Genomic DNA, 18,717 nt, shown 5'->3' with positions numbered 1-18,717 from the left:
CGCGGCGCCTCGCCATCCGGCCAGGCTTCGCAGCGCCCGGCGACGGGTTACACTCTCGGCGAGAAACTTTTATGTCTTCACAGAATGGGCATGCAAACCGCTACCGCCACTGACGTCGCGCAGCACACGCCGATGATGCAGCAGTATCTGCGCATCAAGGCCGAGCATCCCGGCACGCTGGTGTTCTACCGGATGGGCGACTTCTACGAGCTGTTCTTCGACGACGCGGAAAAAGCCGCGCGCCTGCTCGATCTGACGCTCACGCAGCGCGGCGCATCGGCCGGCAATCCGATCCGGATGGCCGGCGTGCCGCATCATGCCGTCGAACAGTACCTCGCCAAACTCGTGAAGCTCGGTGAATCGGTTGCGATCTGCGAGCAGATCGGCGATCCGGCCACCTCGAAGGGTCCGGTCGAGCGCAAGGTCGTGCGCGTCGTCACGCCGGGCACGCTCACCGACGCCGCGCTGCTGTCGGACAAGAGCGACGTGTATCTGCTCGCCGTGTGCGTCGGCCATAACCGGCGCGGCGTGCCGACCGGCCTCGGGCTTGCGTGGCTGAATCTCGCGAGCGGCGCGCTGCGCCTTGCCGAGGTCGCGCCGGACCAGGCGGCCGCCGTGCTCGAGCGGATCCGCCCGGCCGAAATCCTCGTCGCGGATCAGCCGCAGGAAGCCAACGGCTGGTCGGTGCCGGCCGGCTTCGGCGCGCTTACCCGCGTGCCGGCATGGCACTTCGACATCGCCTCGGGACGGCAGCGGCTGTGCGATCAGCTGGGCGTCGCGGGCCTCGACGGGTTCGGCGCGCATTCGCTGGCGAGCGCATGCGGCGCGGCCGGCGCGCTGCTGATCTACGCGGCGGCCACCCAGGGCCAACAGCTGCGTCATGTGCGCAGCCTGAAAGTGGAATCCGAATCCGAATACATCGGACTCGACCCCGCGACCCGCCGCAACCTCGAACTCACCGAAACGCTGCGCGGCACCGAAAGTCCGACGCTGTGCTCGCTGCTCGACACCTGCTGCACGACGATGGGCAGCCGCCTGCTGCGCCACTGGCTGCATCATCCGCCGCGCGACGCCGCCATCGCGCAGAGCCGCCACCAGGCGATCGGCGCGCTGCTCGATGCGCCGGCCGGCGCCGGCCTCGATCCGCTGCGTGCGGCACTGCGCCGCATCGCCGACATCGAACGGATCACCGGCCGTCTCGCGCTGCTGTCGGCGCGGCCGCGCGACCTGTCGAGCCTGCGCGACACGTTCGCCGCGCTGCCCGAACTGCGCGCGCAGCTTGCACCTGTCGCCGGCGCGGCCGATTCGCTCGCGCGCCTGCATGCGCAGCTCGAGCCGCCCGCGCCCTGCTTCGACCTGCTGTCGCGCGCGGTCGCCGCCGAGCCGGCCGCGATGGTACGGGACGGCGGCGTGATCGCGCGCGGCTACGACGCCGAGCTCGACGAGCTGCGCGACATCTCGGAGAACTGCGGCCAGTTCCTGATCGACCTCGAAACGCGCGAGCGTGCGCGCACCGGCATCGGCAACCTGCGCGTCGAGTACAACAAGGTGCACGGTTTCTATATCGAGGTCACGCGCGGTCAGACCGACAAGGTGCCGGACGACTACCGCCGGCGTCAGACGCTGAAGAATGCCGAGCGCTACATCACGCCCGAGCTGAAGACCTTCGAAGACAAGGCGCTGTCCGCCCAGGAACGCGCGCTCGCCCGCGAGAAGGCACTCTACGACGCGCTGCTGCAGACGCTCCTGCCGTATATCGCCGACTGCCAGCGGGTCGCGGCCGCGCTCGCCGAACTGGACCTGCTCGGCACGTTCGGCGAGCGCGCGCGCGCCCTCGACTGGGTGGCGCCGTCGTTTTCGCCGGACGGCGGGATCGACATCGAACAAGGCCGGCATCCGGTGGTCGAGGCCCAGGTCGAACAGTTCATCGCCAACGACTGCCTGCTGAACGCCGAGCGCAAGCTGCTGCTGATCACCGGGCCGAACATGGGGGGTAAATCCACCTTCATGCGCCAGACCGCGCTGATCGCGCTGATGGCCTATACCGGCAGCTACGTGCCCGCGCGGCGCGCATCGTTCGGCCCGATCGACCGCATCTTCACGCGCATCGGCGCCGCCGACGACCTTGCCGGCGGCCGCTCGACCTTCATGGTCGAGATGACCGAAGCGGCCGCGATCCTGAACGACGCGACACCGCGCAGCCTCGTGCTGATGGACGAAATCGGCCGCGGCACCTCGACCTTCGACGGCCTCGCGCTCGCGTGGGCCATCGCACGGCATCTGCTTGCGCACAACGGCTGTCACACGCTGTTCGCCACCCACTACTTCGAGCTCACGCAGCTGCCGGGCGAATTCTCGCAGGCCGCGAACGTGCACCTGTCGGCGGTCGAGCACGACCACGGCATCGTCTTCCTGCACGCGGTCAACGAGGGGCCCGCGAACCAGAGCTATGGCCTGCAGGTCGCGCAACTGGCCGGCGTGCCGGCACCGGTGATCCGCGCCGCGCGCAAACACCTCGCGCATCTGGAGCAGCAGTCGGCCGCCCAGCCGACGCCGCAACTCGACCTGTTCGCCGCGCCGCCACCGGACGAACCCGGCGAGCCGGCGCCGTCACGCGTGCGACCCGCGCAACCCGTGCGGCCGGCACTCACCGCCGCGCACGAGACGCTGCTCGCGCGCCTGCGCGAACTCGACCCGGATGCACTGCGCCCGCGCGACGCACTCGATCTGATCTACGCGCTACGCGATCTGGCAAGCGACGCGGATGACTCGCATTGAGCGTCACCGGCGAATGCGCATGCCGCGCCCTTGGCGCGCGGCGCTTTGCGCCGCGCTGACGGCGGCGTGCACGGCTTTTTCCGGTGCGCATGCGGCGCCGCTGCGTTACCGCTTTGCCGTCGTCGCCAACACGATGCGCAGCACTGCAGACGAAATCTACGTGCAGCGGCTGATCCGCGCGATCGGCCGTGAGCCGGACACCGCGTTCATCGTCTACGACGGCGGCCTGCGCGGGTCGCAGGAATCCTGCCGCGATGCGCTGTTCGAACGCCGCGAGGCGCTGCTGCAGGCGGCGCGCCCGGCGCTGGTCTTTATCCCCGGCGAACACGACTGGGTCGATTGCGGCACGCCGCAAGCCGGCGAATTCGACCCGGCTGAGCGGCTCTACCAGTTGCGCCAGACGATATTCTCGGATTCGTCGTCGATGGGGCAAAATCCCGTCGCGCTTACCCGCGAAAGCGAAGTCTCGCGCTTCACGCAGTACCGGGAAAACGTGCGCTGGACGCTCGACGATACGGTTTTCATCGGCCTGAACGTACCGGCGCCGAACAATCACTATCTCGATGCAGGCGGGCGCAACGGCGAGTTCGACGACCGCGTGATCGCCAACGCATTCTGGCTCGATCATGCGGCGGAGTACGCAAGGCGGCGCAACGCGCGCGCGCTCGTCATTTTCATTTCAGCCGATCCGGATCCGCGACGTTATGAACGGCCGGAGCGCTTCGCGTGGCTGCGCTTTGCGCGCCATCGCCCGCGTGATGGCTTTCTCGAACTGAAGCGCGACCTGATCCACGTCGCCGAGATTTTTCATGGCCCGGTGCTGCTGATTCACGCCGATGACCACCGGCTCGCCAGCGGATTCAAGATCGACCAGCCGTTGCGCAACGACCGGGGACAGGTGGTGTGGAATCTGACGCGACTCGCGTTTGCGCCGGCGGACCGTCTCGACCAATGGATCGAAGTCGACGCGGACATGGCGCGCCGGCCGCCGTTTCATGTGAGGGTGCGCGCGGTACCGCGCGACTTGCCGCTGGTGCCGGTGGCGGTGCAGCCGCTCGCGCCGTCCGGCCCGATGCCCGCATCCGGCTATGGGGTGCCCGATTCGTTGACGCCGCCGAATCCGGCGTCGAACGGGTCACCGGATCTGCCGCCCGACCTGCCGCCGCTACTGCCAACGCCCGCGCCGCCGGACCTGCCAGCCAGCCAGCCGGTCTGGCCAGAAGGGCAGGATCAAGCGCCGAACCAGGCACCGGATCAAGCAGCAAACCCCAGCGTGCCCGCACCGGCGGGCACGGGCGCACAGCCGGCAAGCTCAGTGCAGCGTGGGCCCTGATTTCGGCTCTTCGTCTTCGTCCTCGTCGTCTTCTTCGTCGAGCACTTCGAGGCCGCTTGCCCCATGCGGATGCTCGTGCTGGATCTCGTCTTCCGTCGCCTCGCGCACATCCTTGACCGTGAGATTGAAGCGCAGCGCCATGCCCGCGAGCGGATGGTTGCCGTCGAGCACGACCTTGTCGTCGGCAATGTCGGTGACGACGTAGACGAGCGAGTCGAGTTCCTCATCCCCCTCTTCCGGCGTCCCCTCGAACTGCATGCCGATTTCGAGCGGCTCTGGAAAACGGTCGCGCGGCTCGATCTTCACCAGCTCCGGGTCGTACTCGCCAAACGCGTCCTGTGGTTCCAGCTGGATCTGGGTCTCGAAGCCGGCTTCCCGGCCGTCGAGCTCTTCCTCGATCTTGGGGAACGTGCCATCATAGCCGCCGTGCAGATAGACCATCGGCTCGTCGCTTTCCTCAATCAGGTTGCCCTGCGCATCCGACAGCTTGTAAGCGACCGACACGACGGTGTTCTTTGCGATTTTCATTCGATTCTCCAGAATACAAATCACATTATACGATGCCCAAGCGGCCCCTTGACCACGCGGCTAACCCAGGTTCCGACAGGCTCGGCACAGACTTCGCACCGCCCGCGCCCGGGTTGCCGACGTCCTTGCTCGGCAATCTGACACCAGCCCGTTTCATGCGCCAGTACTGGCAAAAAAAGCCGCTATTGATCCGTCAGGCGATCCCCGGCGTCGAGGCCCCGCTCACGCGCGATGCGCTGTTCGAGCTCGCCGATCGCGACGACGTCGAATCGCGGCTCATCACCCGTTTTCGCCAGCGCTGGCAACTGGAGCACGGCCCGTTCGCGGCCGACGAATTGCCGTCGGTGAAACAGCGCGCCTGGACGCTGCTGGTGCAAGGCGTGGACCTGCACGACGATCGCGCCCGCGCGCTGCTCGACCGCTTTCGCTTCGTCCCGGACGCACGCCTCGACGACCTGATGATCTCGTATGCGAGCGACGGCGGCGGGGTCGGTCCGCACTTCGACTCGTATGACGTATTTTTGCTGCAGGTGCACGGCAAGCGCCGCTGGCGCATCGGCGCGCAGCGCGATCTGAGCTTGCGCGCCGACCTGCCGTTGAAAGTGTTACAGCATTTTCAGCCGGACGAGGAATGGCTGCTCGAACCGGGCGACATGCTGTACCTGCCGCCGCACATCGCGCACGACGGGGTGGCCGAGGGCGAATGCATGACCTGCTCGATCGGTTTTCGCGCGCCGTCGACGCACGAGCTGACCACGCAGTTTCTCTACCACCTCGCCGAACGCGGCGAGTCGGCGGCAGCACACGCGCCGCAGCTGTATCGCGACCCCCGGCAACCCGCGGTCGCGCATCCGGCGCAACTGCCCGCGGCGCTCGTCGAGCGCGTCGCGACGCTGCTCGCACGCGTGAAATGGAACGAGCGCGACATCGCCGCGTTTCTCGGCACGTACCTGAGCGAGCCCAAGCCGAGTGTCGTGTTCGATCCGCCGTCGCGCCCGCTGAGCGAGGCACAATTCGTGCGACATGCATCGCAACGAGGCGTGCGGCTCGACCGCAAGAGCGTGCTGTTATACGATCGACGCAACTACTTCCTGAATGGGGAAGAAAATCGCCTGGCAGACGTCCGAAAGTGGTTGATTGAATTCGCCGATAACCGCTCCCTGAGTGCGAAACGCTTTGTAACACTCTTGGACGATTCGTCCATGACAGTATTACTGCACGAGTGGTATCGTGCGGGCTGGATACAGGTGGGACCGCCTGTCTGACAGGGTGTTCCGTCTGTTTTGCCGTACCGTGGAATTCTGTATGTGAAAGACAACGTATTGACCCTCGATTTGTCGACGGTCCGTACGAAAGTGCATATAATTTCCGCCCAGGCCGTAGGGAAGATTCACGCTCCATGTGATGTGCATCTCCACCGGCGGCTCAAGGCGGAGTTGAAGCAGATTACCGGTATTATTTTGCGCTGTTGCTTACCTTAACCATAAAAGGACGTGATCATGAAGAAATCCCTCCTCGTAGCATCCCTGTTGGCAGCTGTGGCACTGGCAGCTTGCAGCAAGAGCAGCGACCAGTCGGCAGCCCCGGCTAGCGACGCGACGGCTGCTTCGGCACCGGCCGCTGCTTCGGATAACAGCGCGGCTTCGGGCGCTGCTGCTGCGAGCGACACGGGCGCTGCGGCTGCTGCGTCGGACACCGGTGCCGCTTCGGACGCTGGCGCGGCTTCGGACGCAGGCGCTTCGGCTGCTGCTCCGGCATCGGGCGCGAGCCAGTAAGCTGCCGCTGCGGGTTCGCCTCCGCGCGAACCCGTCGGTCAGTCGCCTGCATGGGCGACGCGCCGCAGCAAAGCAAAACGCCACGAACATTTGTTCGTGGCGTTTTGTCTTTCAGTAACGCTTTTTAGCGGCGTTTCTCGTGATGTTTTTCGCGACGTATTGTCGCTTTGTCATTGCGGCGCGAAAAAGTCGCGCACCACGTCGATCTCGCGGGTGCGCCGGAACGGCGGCAGGCTTTGCCAGATACGCCGTCCATAAGGTTTGTCGACCAGCCGCGTATCGCAGATCATCAGCACGCCGCGGTCCGTCTCCGCTCGAATCAGCCGGCCTGCGCCCTGCTTGAGCGTAATCACGGCCTGCGGCAACTGGTGCACGGCAAACGGACTGAGCCCCTTCTTCGTCAGCGCATCGAGGCGTGCCGCCAGCACCGGATCGTCGGGCGGCGCAAACGGCAGCTTGTCGATCACCACGAGCGACAACGCGTCCCCGCGCACGTCGACCCCTTCCCAGAAGCTCTGGCTGCCGACCAGAATCGCATTGCCGTACGCGCGAAAGCGGTCCAGCAATTCCGTGCGGCTCGCGTCACCTTGCACGAGCAACGGCATGTTCCAGCCGCGACGCTCGATCGCGTCGCGCAGCCGCGTGGCGATCCGGTCTACCGCGCGCAGCGTCGTGCACAGCATGAACACGCCGCCGCCGGATGCTTCGATGGCGGGCAGCGCCGCGTCGAAGACCGCGTCCGTGAACGCCGGCGAGGACGGTTGCGGCAGATTGCGCGGCACGTACAGCAGCCCCTGGTTCGGATAATCGAACGGGCTCGGCAGCGTCATCGACCGGCGTGCGTTCAGGCCCATCTGCGCCGCGTAATGCGTGAAGTCGCCGCGCACCGACAACGTCGCCGACGTAAAGATCCACGCACGCGGCACGCCCGCTCGCTGCTTCGCGAAGATCGGTGCAACCGACAGCGGCGTCTCGTGCAGTTGCACCGTATGCGAGAACACTTCGACCCAGCGCACCTTCTCGTCCGCGCCGGCGGCCTCGCTCGCGGCCCCGCCAACCGGCGGCGCCGTCCAGCCCGCGAGCAGCTGTTGCAGTTCGCGCGCGCGCCGCAGGCACGCGCCCAGCGACTCCGCGCGCTCGGCCTGGCCCGCGAGCGCGTCGGCGAGTGCGGTGAGTTCGGTCTCCAGTGCATCGAGCGCCGCAAACAGCGGATGATCGTCCGGCAACTGCGCCACCGACAGCCGCAGCGCATCCTCCCGGAACGCGAGGCGCAGATCGCGCGCGGCGCGTTCGAGCGCGGCGCCGAGCTTCACCCAGTCGCAGGCGTCGCGCGCGTGGCCGAGCCCCTCGGCCACCGCATCGCGCGCGAGTTCGAGAAACTGCGCGCTCGACAGCGTCTCGCCGAAGAACAGCGTCGCCGTCTCCGGCAACTGGTGCGCCTCGTCGAAGACGATCGTGTTCGCGGTCGGCAGCAGTTCGGCCATGCCCGTGTCGCGCAGCATGATGTCGGCAAAGAACAGATGGTGATTGACCACCACGATGTCTGCCTGCTGTGCCTCGCGACGCGCCTGCATCACGAAGCAGTCCTTGTAATGCGGACACTCCTGGCCGAGGCAGTTATCGCGCGTCGAGGTGACCATCGACCAGACCGCCGCGGTCTCCGGCACGCTTGCAAGCTCCGCCTTGTCGCCGGTCCGCGTGATCTTCGCGAAGCGGACGATGTCCTGCAGCCAGGCGCTCTCCTGGCGCGACGGCAGACGGCCGTTGTCCGCCGCGCGCTGCAGGTAGTAGTGGCACAGATAGTTCGCGCGCCCCTTGAGCATCGCCACCGACACCGGCACCGCGAGCGCGTCGCGCACGGTCGGAATGTCGCGCTGGAACAGCTGGTCCTGCAGATGCTTGGTGCCGGTCGAGACGATCACCTTGCCGCCCCACAGCATCGCCGGTACGAGGTACGCATAGGTCTTGCCCGTGCCGGTGCCGGCCTCGACGATCAGCGTGTTCTCGCCGCTGCCCGCAGCGTGCGCCGGCTCGGCTGCAGCGCTGCTGTCGGGCGCGCGCGCATCATTCGCGGCGCCGCCAGACTGAAGCCGTCGCGCGGGCCGCGCGCGGGTCTCGAACATCGCCGGCTCGGGCAGTGCCTCGCCGCTCGCCTGCATGGCCGCCGCGACCGCGCGCGCCATGTCGATCTGCGAAGTCCGCGGACGATAGCCGTCGATCTGCCGCGCGAGCAACCCGTCGGCGGCGAAAATGTCGTCCAGTTCGGAGCGCCTGCGCGGATCGAGCGCGCCCGCGAGGGAGCCGGCTGCAAGCGCATCGCGCGGCGCAGCCGCGTGCTCCCCGGTGTCGGAAGACGCGTGTGATCCATTTGCCGGCGAAGAGGCCGACGCGGAAGTCGACGTGGAAGCGGTCGAAGAATTCAAGGCAAGCGTGTCCTGCAAAATCCGGCACGCACGTGGCGAACCCGGCGCCCGCCAGGCCGACCCTATGCGCGCGCGTCGGGTTCGAGCTGCAACTGCAGCAAGATGATCGTGTCCTTGACCTTGAGCTTGCGCTTCTTGAGGCGCCGCAGCTCCAGATCGTCATGGCCGGGCTGATCCGACATTCTGTCGATCAGACGATCGAGTCCACTGTGTTCCGATTCGAGTTGCAGAATGCGGTCCTGCAGTACATTCGCGTCGATGACGTGATGATGGTCGCGCATGCTCGCCTCCTCTGCCGGGCGGCGTCGGCTGCCTCGCGCAGCCGCGTCGCCCGAGGTTGCTGTCCGGCTGGAAAACGCGTTACTGCTGTTGCTCCTGCTGCTGTTGCTGTTGCTGCTGTTGCTGCTGTTGCTGCTGTTGCTGCTGTTGCTGCTGTTGCTGCTGTTGCTGTTGCTGCTGTTGCTGCTGTTGCTGCTCCTGCTGGTGCTCCCGCGCCTTCTCGGCCGCCTGCTTCTGGCGCGCTTCGACATCCTGCTTGTGCTGTGCCGCTGTTTCGAGCTTGCGCTCGTAGTTCTGCTGCTTCTGGATACGCTCCTGCGCCTGTTGCGCACCCTGCTCGCGCGCCTGTTCGAGCTGGCGTTGAAAATCCGCCTGCTTCTGGTCGTACGCCTGCTGGTTCGCCGCCGCCTCGCCGGGACTCACGCCGCGCTGTGCCTGGTCGAGCGCGTGCTGCTGCAGCTTCTGCTGATAGGCCTGCTCGTTGGCCGCGCGCTGCGGTGCGCCTGCGGCGCGCTGCGCCTGATCGAGTTCGTGCTGGCGCTGCTTCGCCGCATACGCCTGTTCGTTGCTCGCCTCGTTGGCGGCCCGCTGCGGCGCCTCGGCCTCGTCCTGCGCACGTTTGAGCGCGGCCTGCTGGTCGCGCGCGAGCGCGCGCTGCGCGCGCTCCTCCGCGTTCAGCGCCAACTGCTCCTTGCGAATGGACGCGCGCACCGTGCGCATCCGGTCGCGAGCCACATCAATGCAATGATTGACGAAGAACTTGCTGTAGCAGTTGTGCTGGTCTACGCCATAGCGGTAGTCGTTTTCCGCGCTGCGGCGGTCCAGCGCCGCCTGGCGCGCGGCAAATGCGTCGCGCTGCGCGTCCGGGTTTGCCGCCGCGTCGCCGGAAGCCGCCACGCTGCCCGAAGCGGGCGACGCCGGGCGCGCGAGCGCGGGCGAGACCGGCGAATCCTGCGCGAATGCGGGTGCGCCCCACGCGACGCAGAGGGCCGCGCTGGCCGCGGCGAAGGCGGAGAAAAACCGGCTGGCGAAGGGAGCGAAGAAAGGGAAAACGCCGGCAGCAAGGCCGGGGGACGCGCGCCTTGCCGGCGGCGCGACCTGCTGCGCCGGGCGCGAAGCACGCGGAAAACGGGAGGTCGGCAACTTCGTGATTGGGCGACGGAACATGCCCGAAATTCTATCACCCCGCGATTGAGCCCCCGGGCATTTATGGCAAAATGCCCCGCTTTGGCAACCTGGCCGTGGCGTGCGCCGTGTCGTTCCGCGTGCTCCGCCCCCACGGCCGCAGACCGAGTCCGGCAACTCCGAAGACCCATGACGGATACCGTAGCAGTCAAGATCGTTCAGCGCATCGCCGCCGAACTCGCCGTGCAGCCGCGCCAGGTCGCGGCGACAGTCGAACTCCTCGACGAAGGCGCGACCGTGCCGTTCATCGCGCGCTACCGCAAGGAAGTCACCGGCAACCTCGATGACACGCAACTGCGCAACCTCGAAGAGCGGCTGCTCTACCTGCGCGAACTCGAGGACCGTCGCGCGACGATCGTCGCGAGCATCGAGGAGCAGGGCAAGATGACCGACGCGCTGCGCGCCGCGATCGGCGACGCCGACAGCAAGCAGGTACTCGAAGACCTCTACCTGCCCTACAAGCCCAGGCGCCGCACGCGTGCGCAGATCGCCCGCGAGGCGGGGCTCGAACCGCTCGCGCAGGCGCTGCTCGCCGATCCGCGGCGCGATCCGCAGACCGAAGCCGCCGCATACGTGGACGCCGACAAGGGTGTCGCCGACGTGAAGGCCGCGCTCGACGGCGCGCGCGACATCCTGTCCGAGCAGTTCGGCGAGACGGCCGAACTGCTCGGCAAGCTGCGCGACTATCTGACGAATCAGGGCATCGTGTGTTCGAGCGTCGTGGACGGCAAGGAAAGCGAAGAAGGCGAGAAATTCCGCGACTATTACGACTATTCGGAAACGCTGCGTACCGTGCCGTCGCATCGCGCGCTCGCGCTGTTCCGCGGCCGCAACGCCGGGGTGCTGAACGTGCGCCTCGGGCTCGGCGACGAGCTCGACGCGCAGGTGCCGCATCCGGGCGAGGCGACCATCGCGCGCCATTTCGGCATCGCGCAGGAGGGGCGGCCGGCCGACAAGTGGCTGTCCGACGTGTGCCGCTGGTGCTGGCGCGTGAAGGTGCAGCCGCACCTGGAAAACGAGTTGCTCACGCAACTGCGCGAGCAGGCCGAACATGAAGCGATCCGCGTGTTCGCGCGCAACCTGAAAGACCTGCTGCTCGCCGCGCCCGCGGGACCGAAGGCCGTGATCGGCCTCGATCCGGGCTTGCGCACCGGCGTGAAGGTGGCGGTGGTCGATCGCACCGGCAAGGTGCTCGCAACCGACACGATCTACCCGCACGAACCGCGCCGCGACTGGGACGGCTCGCTCGCGCGGCTTGCCCAGCTCTGCCGCCAGACCCAGGCAGAACTGATCAGCATCGGCAACGGCACGGCGTCGCGCGAGACCGACCGGCTCGCGAGCGAGCTGATTGCGCGCCATCCGGAGCTGAAGCTGCAGAAGATCGTCGTCTCCGAAGCCGGCGCATCGGTTTATTCGGCCTCCGAACTGGCGGCGAAGGAATTCCCTGCGATGGACGTGTCGCTGCGCGGCGCGGTGTCGATCGCACGGCGGCTGCAGGACCCGCTCGCCGAGCTGGTGAAGATCGAACCCAAGGCAATCGGCGTCGGCCAGTACCAGCACGACGTGAACCAGCGCGAACTCGCGCGCTCGCTCGATGCAGTCGTAGAAGACTGCGTGAACGCGGTCGGCGTCGACGCGAACACCGCGTCGGCCCCGCTGCTTGCACGGGTATCGGGACTGAACGCGACGCTCGCGCGCAACATCGTCGACTATCGCGACGCGCATGGCCCGTTCCCGTCGCGCGAGCATCTGCGCAAGGTGCCGCGGCTCGGCGACAAGACCTTCGAGCAGGCCGCGGGCTTCCTGCGCATCAACGGCGGCGAGAATCCGCTCGACCGCTCGTCGGTGCACCCGGAAGCCTATCCGGTCGTCGAGCGCATCCTCGCGGAAATCAGCCGGCCGGTCGCCGACGTGCTGGGCAATCGCGACGCGCTCGCCGGGCTGTCGCCTGCCGCATTCGTCGACGAGCGCTTCGGCCTGCCGACGGTGCGCGACATCCTCGCGGAACTCGAAAAACCCGGCCGCGACCCGCGCCCCGAATTCCGGACCGCGACCTTCCGCGACGGCGTCGAGAAGATCTCCGACCTCGAACCGGGGATGATGCTCGAAGGCGTGGTGACGAACGTCGCCGCATTCGGCGCGTTCGTCGACATTGGCGTCCATCAGGACGGGCTCGTGCACGTCTCGGCCATGTCGACGAAGTTCATCAAGGACCCGCACGAGGTCGTGAAGGCGGGCCAGATCGTCAAGGTCAAGGTGCTCGAAGTCGACGTGAAGCGCCAGCGCATCGCGCTGACGATGCGCCTCACCGACGAAGCGAACGCGGCGGGGCCGTCCGCACGCGGCGAACGTCACGACCGCCACGACCGCGGCGGCCAGGCGCCGCGCGCGAACGGCGGCGCACGCGGCTCGCAGCGGCCGCGCGAGCCGGAGCCGGCCGGCGCAATGGCGGCGGCCTTCGCCAAACTCAAGCGCTAGACGCGCGGCGCGCCGGATCGCGCCGCGAATCACGTCGCGATCAAGCCGCAAATCGCATCGCGGCTGGCCGCCAACAAAAAGCCCACGCGAAACACGTGGGCTTTTTTTCGCGCATCGCGGCGGATGCGCAGGCGCGCCGCCATTCGTGGCGGCAGCGATCAGATCTCGATCTTCGTTCCGAGCTCGACGACGCGATTGGCCGGAATGCTGAAGAAATCCGTCGGTTTCGCGGCGTTCTGATGCATCCACGCGAACACGCGCTCGCGCCACACCGACATGCCCGGCAGCTGCGTCGGCACGACGGTTTCGCGCGCGAGGAAAAACGACGTATCCATCATCTCGAACGTCATGTCGTGCGTACGCCCGACCTCCGCGAGCACCGCCTTCACGTCCGGCGTCTCGTTGAAACCGTACACCGCCTTCACGAGATACAGGCCGCCGCCCATCTCCTTCACGGTGACGCGATCCGCGTCGTTCACATAGGGAATGTCGCGCGTGACGAAGGTCAGGAAAATGGTGCGCTCGTGCAGCACCTTGTTGTGCTTCAGGTTGTGCAGCAAGCTCACCGGCACGAGCGTGTCGCTGCCGGTCAGATAGATCGCGGTGCCCGACACGCGGTGCGGCGGATGCGCGAGCAGCCCCTGCAGGAACGGCATCAGCGGGATACCGTCTGCTGCCGTGCGGTCCTTGACGATCATGCGCCCCTTGAACCAGGTCATCAGCAGGAAGAACAGCAGCCCGCCGATACCGAGCGGCAGCCACCCGCCTTCGGCCACCTTCAGCAGATTCGCGCCGAAAAAGCCGAGATCGACCATCATCAGGCCCGCGATGATCAGCGCCACCACGAGCTTGTTCCAGCCCCACACGTTGACCATCACGACACTGGCGAGCATCGTCGTGATGACCATGGTCGCGGTGACCGCGATACCGTACGCGGCCGCGAGATTGTCCGAACTCTTGAACGCGACCACGATGCACAGAATGATGAAGAGCAGCAGCCAGTTCACCACCGGCACATAGATCTGCCCGATCGACAGATCGGACGTGTGACGGATTTTCATCCGTGGCACGTAGCCCAGCTGGATCGCCTGGCTCGTCAGCGAATAGGCGCCGGAAATCACCGCCTGCGACGCGATCACGGTAGCGACCGTCGAGAGCACGACAAGCGGCAGCAGCGCCCATTGCGGCGCCAGCAGGAAGAACGGGTTCTCGATCGCTTTTGCGTCGTGCATCAGCAGCGCACCCTGGCCGAAGTAGTTCAGCACCAGGGACGGCATCACGAGCGCATACCACGCCATGCGGATCGGTTTCGCGCCGAAATGGCCCATGTCGGCATACAGCGCTTCCGCGCCGGTCAGCACCAGCACGACCGAGCCGAGCACGACATAGGCCTGCAGCACGTGTGCCGCCATGAAGCTGTACGCGTAATACGGATTCAGCGCGCGAACCACGCCCGGCGAGCGGATGATGTGCGCGAGGCCAAGCAGCCCGATCACGATGAACCAGACCACCATGATGGGCCCGAACAGACGGCCGACGGTCGCGGTGCCGTTGCGCTGGATCCAGAACAGCGCGATCAGGATGACGATCGTGAACGGCAGCACGAGATGAGACAGGTCGGGCGCGGCCACCTGAAGGCCCTCGACCGCAGAGATCACCGAGATCGCCGGCGTGATGACCGCGTCCCCGTAGAACATGCAGGCGCCGAAGATGCCGAGCATCATCAGGAGGCCGGCGAACTTGCGCGCCGGATCGACCGAGCGCAGCGCCAGCGCCATCAGCGCGAGCACGCCGCCTTCGCCGTTGTTGTCCGCGCGCATCACGAACAGCACGTACTTGATACCCACCACGATGACGATCGCCCAGAACAGCAGCGAAATGACGCCCAGGATCGAATGCTCGGTGAGCGGAATGCCATGTGCCGGGCTGAATGCTTCCTTCAGCGAATACAGCGGACTCGTGCCGATATCGCCGAATACCACGCCGACCGCGGCCAGCGCGAGCGCCGGCCAAGACTCTTTGTGCACGTGACTGGTATCTGTCATAAACGCGGGAAAACCGTTCCGGTACGAAAAAGCGAACGCCATTCTAACTGATTGAAAGCAAGCGTCCTGACCCGTTGTGCCTGAACCACGTGGACAGCCGGCGCAGTGTAGCATCGCGGCACGCCCCGCGACAGCGTCGGGCCAGCCGCGCGCAACGTGCGCCAGACCTTGCCGCGGGCCCGCCCCTCCGCTGCTCTCCTGCGCATCCCGCCAATGAAAAACGGGGCTGCGAAGCCCCGTTTGCACACTGCGACGCGCGCGCTGCGCGACAGCGCGGCCCCGCGTTCAACCCTCCTCGCGCGCTTGCGCGATGCCGCGCTTGATCCACGCGCTGAGGTTGTGCGGACGCAACGTGTCCCACTCTTCGAAGGGTTGATGAATCCACGGATTCGTCGGCAGAAACTGCACGAAGTAATCGGGCTTCACCTTGGAGCAGTTCTTGTACCAGAGCACGGCCGAGCGCACCGCCGCAATCGCCGGATAGCGCTCCTTCAGATGCTGCTGCACACGCGCGAGCGTAACGCCCGAGTCGACCAGATCGTCGACCAGCAGCACGTTGCCCGACAGTTCGCCGCGCGTCATCGTGATGTACTGCGCAATATCGAGGTCGCCCTGCTGCGTGCCCGCCGCCTCGCGGTACGAACTCGTCGCCAGAATGGCGAGCGGCAGGTCGTAGATCCGCGAAAGCTGGTCGCCGACGCGCAGACCGCCGCGCGCGAGGCACAGGATCTTGTCGAACTTCCAGCCGGACTCGTGCACGGTGAGCGCGAGCAGCTCGATCAGCCGGTGATATTCGTCCCACCCTACCCACAGGTTGCGATCGTCGTTGCGCGGATCTTTCATCGCAATCATCGGTACACCCTGCGTCATCGGGCTACGCCTTGAAAGGATGACGAAGCAGAATCGTCTCGTCACGATCCGGACCGGTGGAGACCATGTCGATCGGCACGCCGGCCACTTCCTGCACGCGCGTGAGGTAGCGGCGCGCGTTCTCCGGCAGCGCGTCCCACGCGGCGATGCCGACCGTGCTTTCCTTCCAGCCGGCAAAGGTTTCGTACACCGGCTCGCAGCGCGCGACTTCGGTTGCGCCGCGCGGCAGGATATCGCAGGGCCGGCCGTCGACGGTGTAGCCGACGCACAGCTTCACCTCGTCGAGCCCGTCCAGCACGTCGAGCTTCGTCATGCACAGGCCCGACACGCCGTTGATCTGGATCGAGCGGCGCAGTGCGGCCGCATCCAGCCAGCCGGTGCGGCGCGGACGGCCGGTGACCGAGCCGAATTCCTTGCCGACGGTCGCGAGTTCCACGCCGATCGCTTCCTGACGCTGCGGGTTGTCCGCGTCGTACAGTTCGCTCGGGAACGGACCCGCGCCGACGCGCGTGCAGTACGCCTTCGTGATGCCGAGAATGTAGTCGAGCTTCTGCGGTCCGACGCCTGCGCCCGCGGACGCCGCGCCCGCCACGCAGTTGCTCGACGTGACGAACGGATAGGTGCCGTGATCGATGTCGAGCAGCGTGCCTTGCGCGCCTTCGAACAGCAGGTTGCGGCCCGCCGCGTTTTCGTCGTACAGGCGGCGCGACACGTCGGCGACCATCGGCTTCAGGCGCGCGGCGAAGCCGAGCATCTGGTCGAGCGTCTGCTGGTAGTCCACCGCAGGCGCGCCGAGGTATTGCGTGAGCACGAAATTGTGGAAATCGAGGTTTTCGCGCAGACGGGCCGCGAAGGCGTCCGCATCGAACAGGTCCTGCACCCGCAGGCCGCGACGCGCCGCCTTGTCCTCGTACGCGGGGCCGATGCCGCGGCCGGTCGTACCGATCTTGCCGGCGCCGCGGCGCGCCTCGCGCGCCTGGTCGATCGCCACGTGGTAAGGCAGGATCAGCGTGGCGGCCTCGGACACGAACAGGCGGCTCTGCACGTCGAGGCCGGCTTCCTCGAGTTCGCCGATTTCCTTGAACAGTGCCTCTGGCGACAGCACGACGCCATTGCCGATGTAGCAGGCGACGCCCGCACGCATGATGCCCGACGGAATCAGGCGCAGGATGGTTTTCTTGCCGCCGATGATCAGCGTATGACCGGCGTTGTGGCCGCCCTGAAAGCGAACGACGCCGTGCGCGTGGTCCGTCAGCCAGTCGACGATCTTGCCCTTGCCTTCATCACCCCATTGGGTTCCCACGACGACGACGTTGCGCCCGGGGTTCACGTTCACTGCGCTGGCAGACATGTTGATTCGTGTGCTGGTTAAAAACGTATTCTACCTAGGTTCCGGGAACCTTCCGAATTTTTCCTTTTCCGCTCAACGGCATGGCCGTGATCGCGGGACCGGCGGCCGGTCGCTCCCGCACGCCGCCCGGCATTCGCAGGCGCCGCCGCCGGGCGCCCTCAGGCCGCGCCGCGCGGCTCGACGACCCAGGCGCCGTCGCGCTCGACGAGGAGCCGGTCGCACGCGAATTCGTCGAGCGCATGGTCATGCCCCGGCAGCGCCTGGATCACCACCTCGCCGGCATCGCGCAGCGCCGCGACGCTCGCGCGCAGCCGCTCGTCATGCTCCCACGGCGCGAGAATCGCGCTGCTGCGGGCCTCGACCGGCGAAATGCGCGCGACTTCGCGCAAGTCGAGTGAAAAGCCGGTGGCCGCGCGCGCGCGCCCGTAAGCCTGACCGAGGTGATCGTAACGGCCGCCGCGCGCGATCGCGTTCGGCAGGCCGTCCACGTAAGCGCTGAACATCACGCCGCTGTGGTACGCATAGCCGCGCAGATCCGCGAGATCGATCATCACCTCGGCGCCGTCGATCTGGGCGCTCAGGAACGCGAGTTCGTCGAGCGCGCGCGCAATCGCGGCAAGCGCCGGCAGACGCGCCCGCGCGTCCGCGAGCACCGATGCGTCGCCGTACAGCGCCGGCAGCGCCCGCAGCGCGTCGCGGCACGCCGGCGACAGGTGCGCCGTCATCTCCGCGAGGCGCGGCACGTCCTTGCCCGCGAGCGCTTCGTAGAGTTGCTCGCCGAGCGCCGCCGCAGCCGGCTCGGTGTCGAACAGCGCGGTGAGCACGCCCGCGTGACACAGATCCAGGCGCACTTTTGCGAGGCCGGCAAGGCGCAGCGCATCGAGCATCAGTTGCTGGATTTCGAGGTCGGCCTCGAGACCCGCGTGACCGTAGATTTCCGCGCCGATCTGGATCTGCTCGCGGGTCGCGTGCAGCCCGCGCGGACGCGTATGCAGCACGTTGCCCGCGTAGCACAGGCGCGTCACGCCCTGGCGGTTCAGCAGATGCGCGTCGATCCGCGCCACCTGCGGCGTCATGTCGGCGCGCAACCCGAGCGTGCGGCCGGACAGCTGGTCGACCAGCTTGAAGGTGCGCAGGTTCAGGTCGTGACCGCCGCCGCTCAGCAGCGATTCGAGGTATTCGAGCAGCGGCGGCATCACCATCTCGTACCCGTACGCGCGGAAGCGGTCCAGCAGGCGGCGGCGCAGTTCTTCGATCTTGCGCGCTTCCGACGGCAGCACGTCGGCGATATTCTCGGGAAGTAACCAGGTCGACATCGGTGCAGTCCTACGACATTGAGGCCGGCGCGAGCACGCCGGTGAAACGGAAAGGATGAAAGCCGGCAGTCCACCGGTCACGCGGCGCGGCCTGCGCCGCGCGCGATCCGTGCGGCCGGCTGCCGCCCGGATGGGCGATCAGGTGGCCATCGGGCGACTATCAGGTAGCGATCAGCAGCAGTACCAGGCCGAGCGCCATCACGATCAGCCCGCCCATGCGGATCTGATGCGGCGGCCGCTCCGCTATTCTACGGAACGTGTCGCGCCACGCGCCCGGAAACACGAACGGGAACATCCCTTCGATGATCAGCATCAGCGCGATCGCAAGCAGTAACGAACCGACGATATCCATGCAG

Annotated in this window: 14 protein-coding genes; 5 read left to right on the top strand and 9 right to left on the bottom strand. The window is 67.0% G+C overall.

Annotated elements, in window-relative coordinates; all coding sequences use genetic code 11:
- The first annotated feature begins 84 nt into the window (after positions 1-84).
- Both mutS and AC3AP7_RS05685 read left to right on the top strand, forming a co-directional pair.
- Positions 85-2,778: a DNA mismatch repair protein MutS gene (mutS, locus tag AC3AP7_RS05690; protein ID WP_475764628.1), complete on the top strand. Its 2,694-nt coding sequence runs from the start codon at positions 85-87 to the stop codon at positions 2,776-2,778.
- Complete coding sequence (locus AC3AP7_RS05685) at positions 2,765-4,111, top strand: hypothetical protein (RefSeq protein ID WP_475764629.1); 1,347 nt, start codon at positions 2,765-2,767, stop codon at positions 4,109-4,111. The genes mutS and AC3AP7_RS05685 overlap by 14 nt, the downstream gene beginning before the upstream one ends.
- Here the strand turns inward: AC3AP7_RS05685 and AC3AP7_RS05680 are convergent.
- On the bottom strand, positions 4,091-4,639 hold the full coding sequence (locus AC3AP7_RS05680; RefSeq protein WP_475764630.1) for an FKBP-type peptidyl-prolyl cis-trans isomerase: 549 nt from the start codon (positions 4,637-4,639) through the stop codon (positions 4,091-4,093). The genes AC3AP7_RS05685 and AC3AP7_RS05680 overlap by 21 nt on opposite strands.
- Before the next feature lie 32 nt (positions 4,640-4,671).
- On the opposite strand from AC3AP7_RS05680, the gene AC3AP7_RS05675 reads away from it, so the two are divergent.
- Complete coding sequence (locus AC3AP7_RS05675; RefSeq protein ID WP_475764631.1) at positions 4,672-5,904, top strand: JmjC domain-containing protein; 1,233 nt, start codon at positions 4,672-4,674, stop codon at positions 5,902-5,904.
- 234 nt (positions 5,905-6,138) lie between these two features.
- Entirely contained in the window at positions 6,139-6,414 is a 276-nt protein-coding gene (locus AC3AP7_RS05670; protein WP_475764632.1) for a hypothetical protein, read from the top strand.
- A gap of 170 nt (positions 6,415-6,584) precedes the next feature.
- Here AC3AP7_RS05670 and yoaA read toward each other — a convergent pair whose 3' ends face one another.
- The 3 genes from yoaA to AC3AP7_RS05655 form a co-directional block, all read right to left on the bottom strand.
- Entirely contained in the window at positions 6,585-8,837 is a 2,253-nt protein-coding gene (yoaA, locus tag AC3AP7_RS05665; RefSeq protein ID WP_475764633.1) for a DNA repair helicase YoaA, read from the bottom strand.
- 62 nt (positions 8,838-8,899) lie between these two features.
- A complete protein-coding gene (locus AC3AP7_RS05660; RefSeq protein ID WP_475764634.1) occupies positions 8,900-9,118 on the bottom strand; it encodes a DUF465 domain-containing protein in 219 nt (72 codons plus the stop codon).
- A gap of 79 nt (positions 9,119-9,197) precedes the next feature.
- The gene (locus AC3AP7_RS05655) at positions 9,198-10,283 is read right to left on the bottom strand and encodes a hypothetical protein (RefSeq protein WP_475764635.1); all 1,086 of its coding nucleotides are present in this window, start codon (positions 10,281-10,283) and stop codon (positions 9,198-9,200) included.
- 147 nt (positions 10,284-10,430) lie between these two features.
- Here AC3AP7_RS05655 and AC3AP7_RS05650 point away from each other — a divergent pair, with 147 nt between their 5' ends.
- Positions 10,431-12,779, top strand: a complete 2,349-nt coding sequence (locus AC3AP7_RS05650; RefSeq protein ID WP_475764636.1) for a Tex family protein — start codon at positions 10,431-10,433, stop codon at positions 12,777-12,779.
- Positions 12,780-12,937: 158 nt separating this feature from the next.
- Here the strand turns inward: AC3AP7_RS05650 and AC3AP7_RS05645 are convergent, their stop codons facing one another.
- From AC3AP7_RS05645 to AC3AP7_RS05625, 5 genes are all read right to left on the bottom strand, one after another.
- Positions 12,938-14,824: a potassium transporter Kup gene (locus AC3AP7_RS05645; RefSeq protein WP_475764637.1), complete on the bottom strand. Its 1,887-nt coding sequence runs from the start codon at positions 14,822-14,824 to the stop codon at positions 12,938-12,940.
- 285 nt (positions 14,825-15,109) lie between these two features.
- Positions 15,110-15,694, bottom strand: a complete 585-nt coding sequence (locus tag AC3AP7_RS05640) for a phosphoribosyltransferase (RefSeq protein ID WP_475764638.1) — start codon at positions 15,692-15,694, stop codon at positions 15,110-15,112.
- A gap of 4 nt (positions 15,695-15,698) precedes the next feature.
- Positions 15,699-17,045, bottom strand: coding sequence for an adenylosuccinate synthase (locus AC3AP7_RS05635; RefSeq protein ID WP_475764639.1), 1,347 nt, complete (start codon positions 17,043-17,045; stop codon positions 15,699-15,701).
- 158 nt (positions 17,046-17,203) lie between these two features.
- Positions 17,204-18,361 (bottom strand): ATP phosphoribosyltransferase regulatory subunit, encoded by a 1,158-nt coding sequence (locus AC3AP7_RS05630; RefSeq protein ID WP_475764640.1) that lies wholly within the window; start codon positions 18,359-18,361, stop codon positions 17,204-17,206.
- Between the two features lie 160 nt (positions 18,362-18,521).
- Positions 18,522-18,713: a DUF2065 domain-containing protein gene (locus AC3AP7_RS05625; RefSeq protein ID WP_475764641.1), complete on the bottom strand. Its 192-nt coding sequence runs from the start codon at positions 18,711-18,713 to the stop codon at positions 18,522-18,524.
- Between the last annotated feature and the right edge of the window lie 4 nt (positions 18,714-18,717).

The sequence above is a fragment of the Paraburkholderia sp. PAMB 6770 genome (assembly GCF_057748135.1).
Note: the sequence above shows the minus strand (reverse complement) of the source record. Positions and strands in the feature narration are given on the sequence as shown.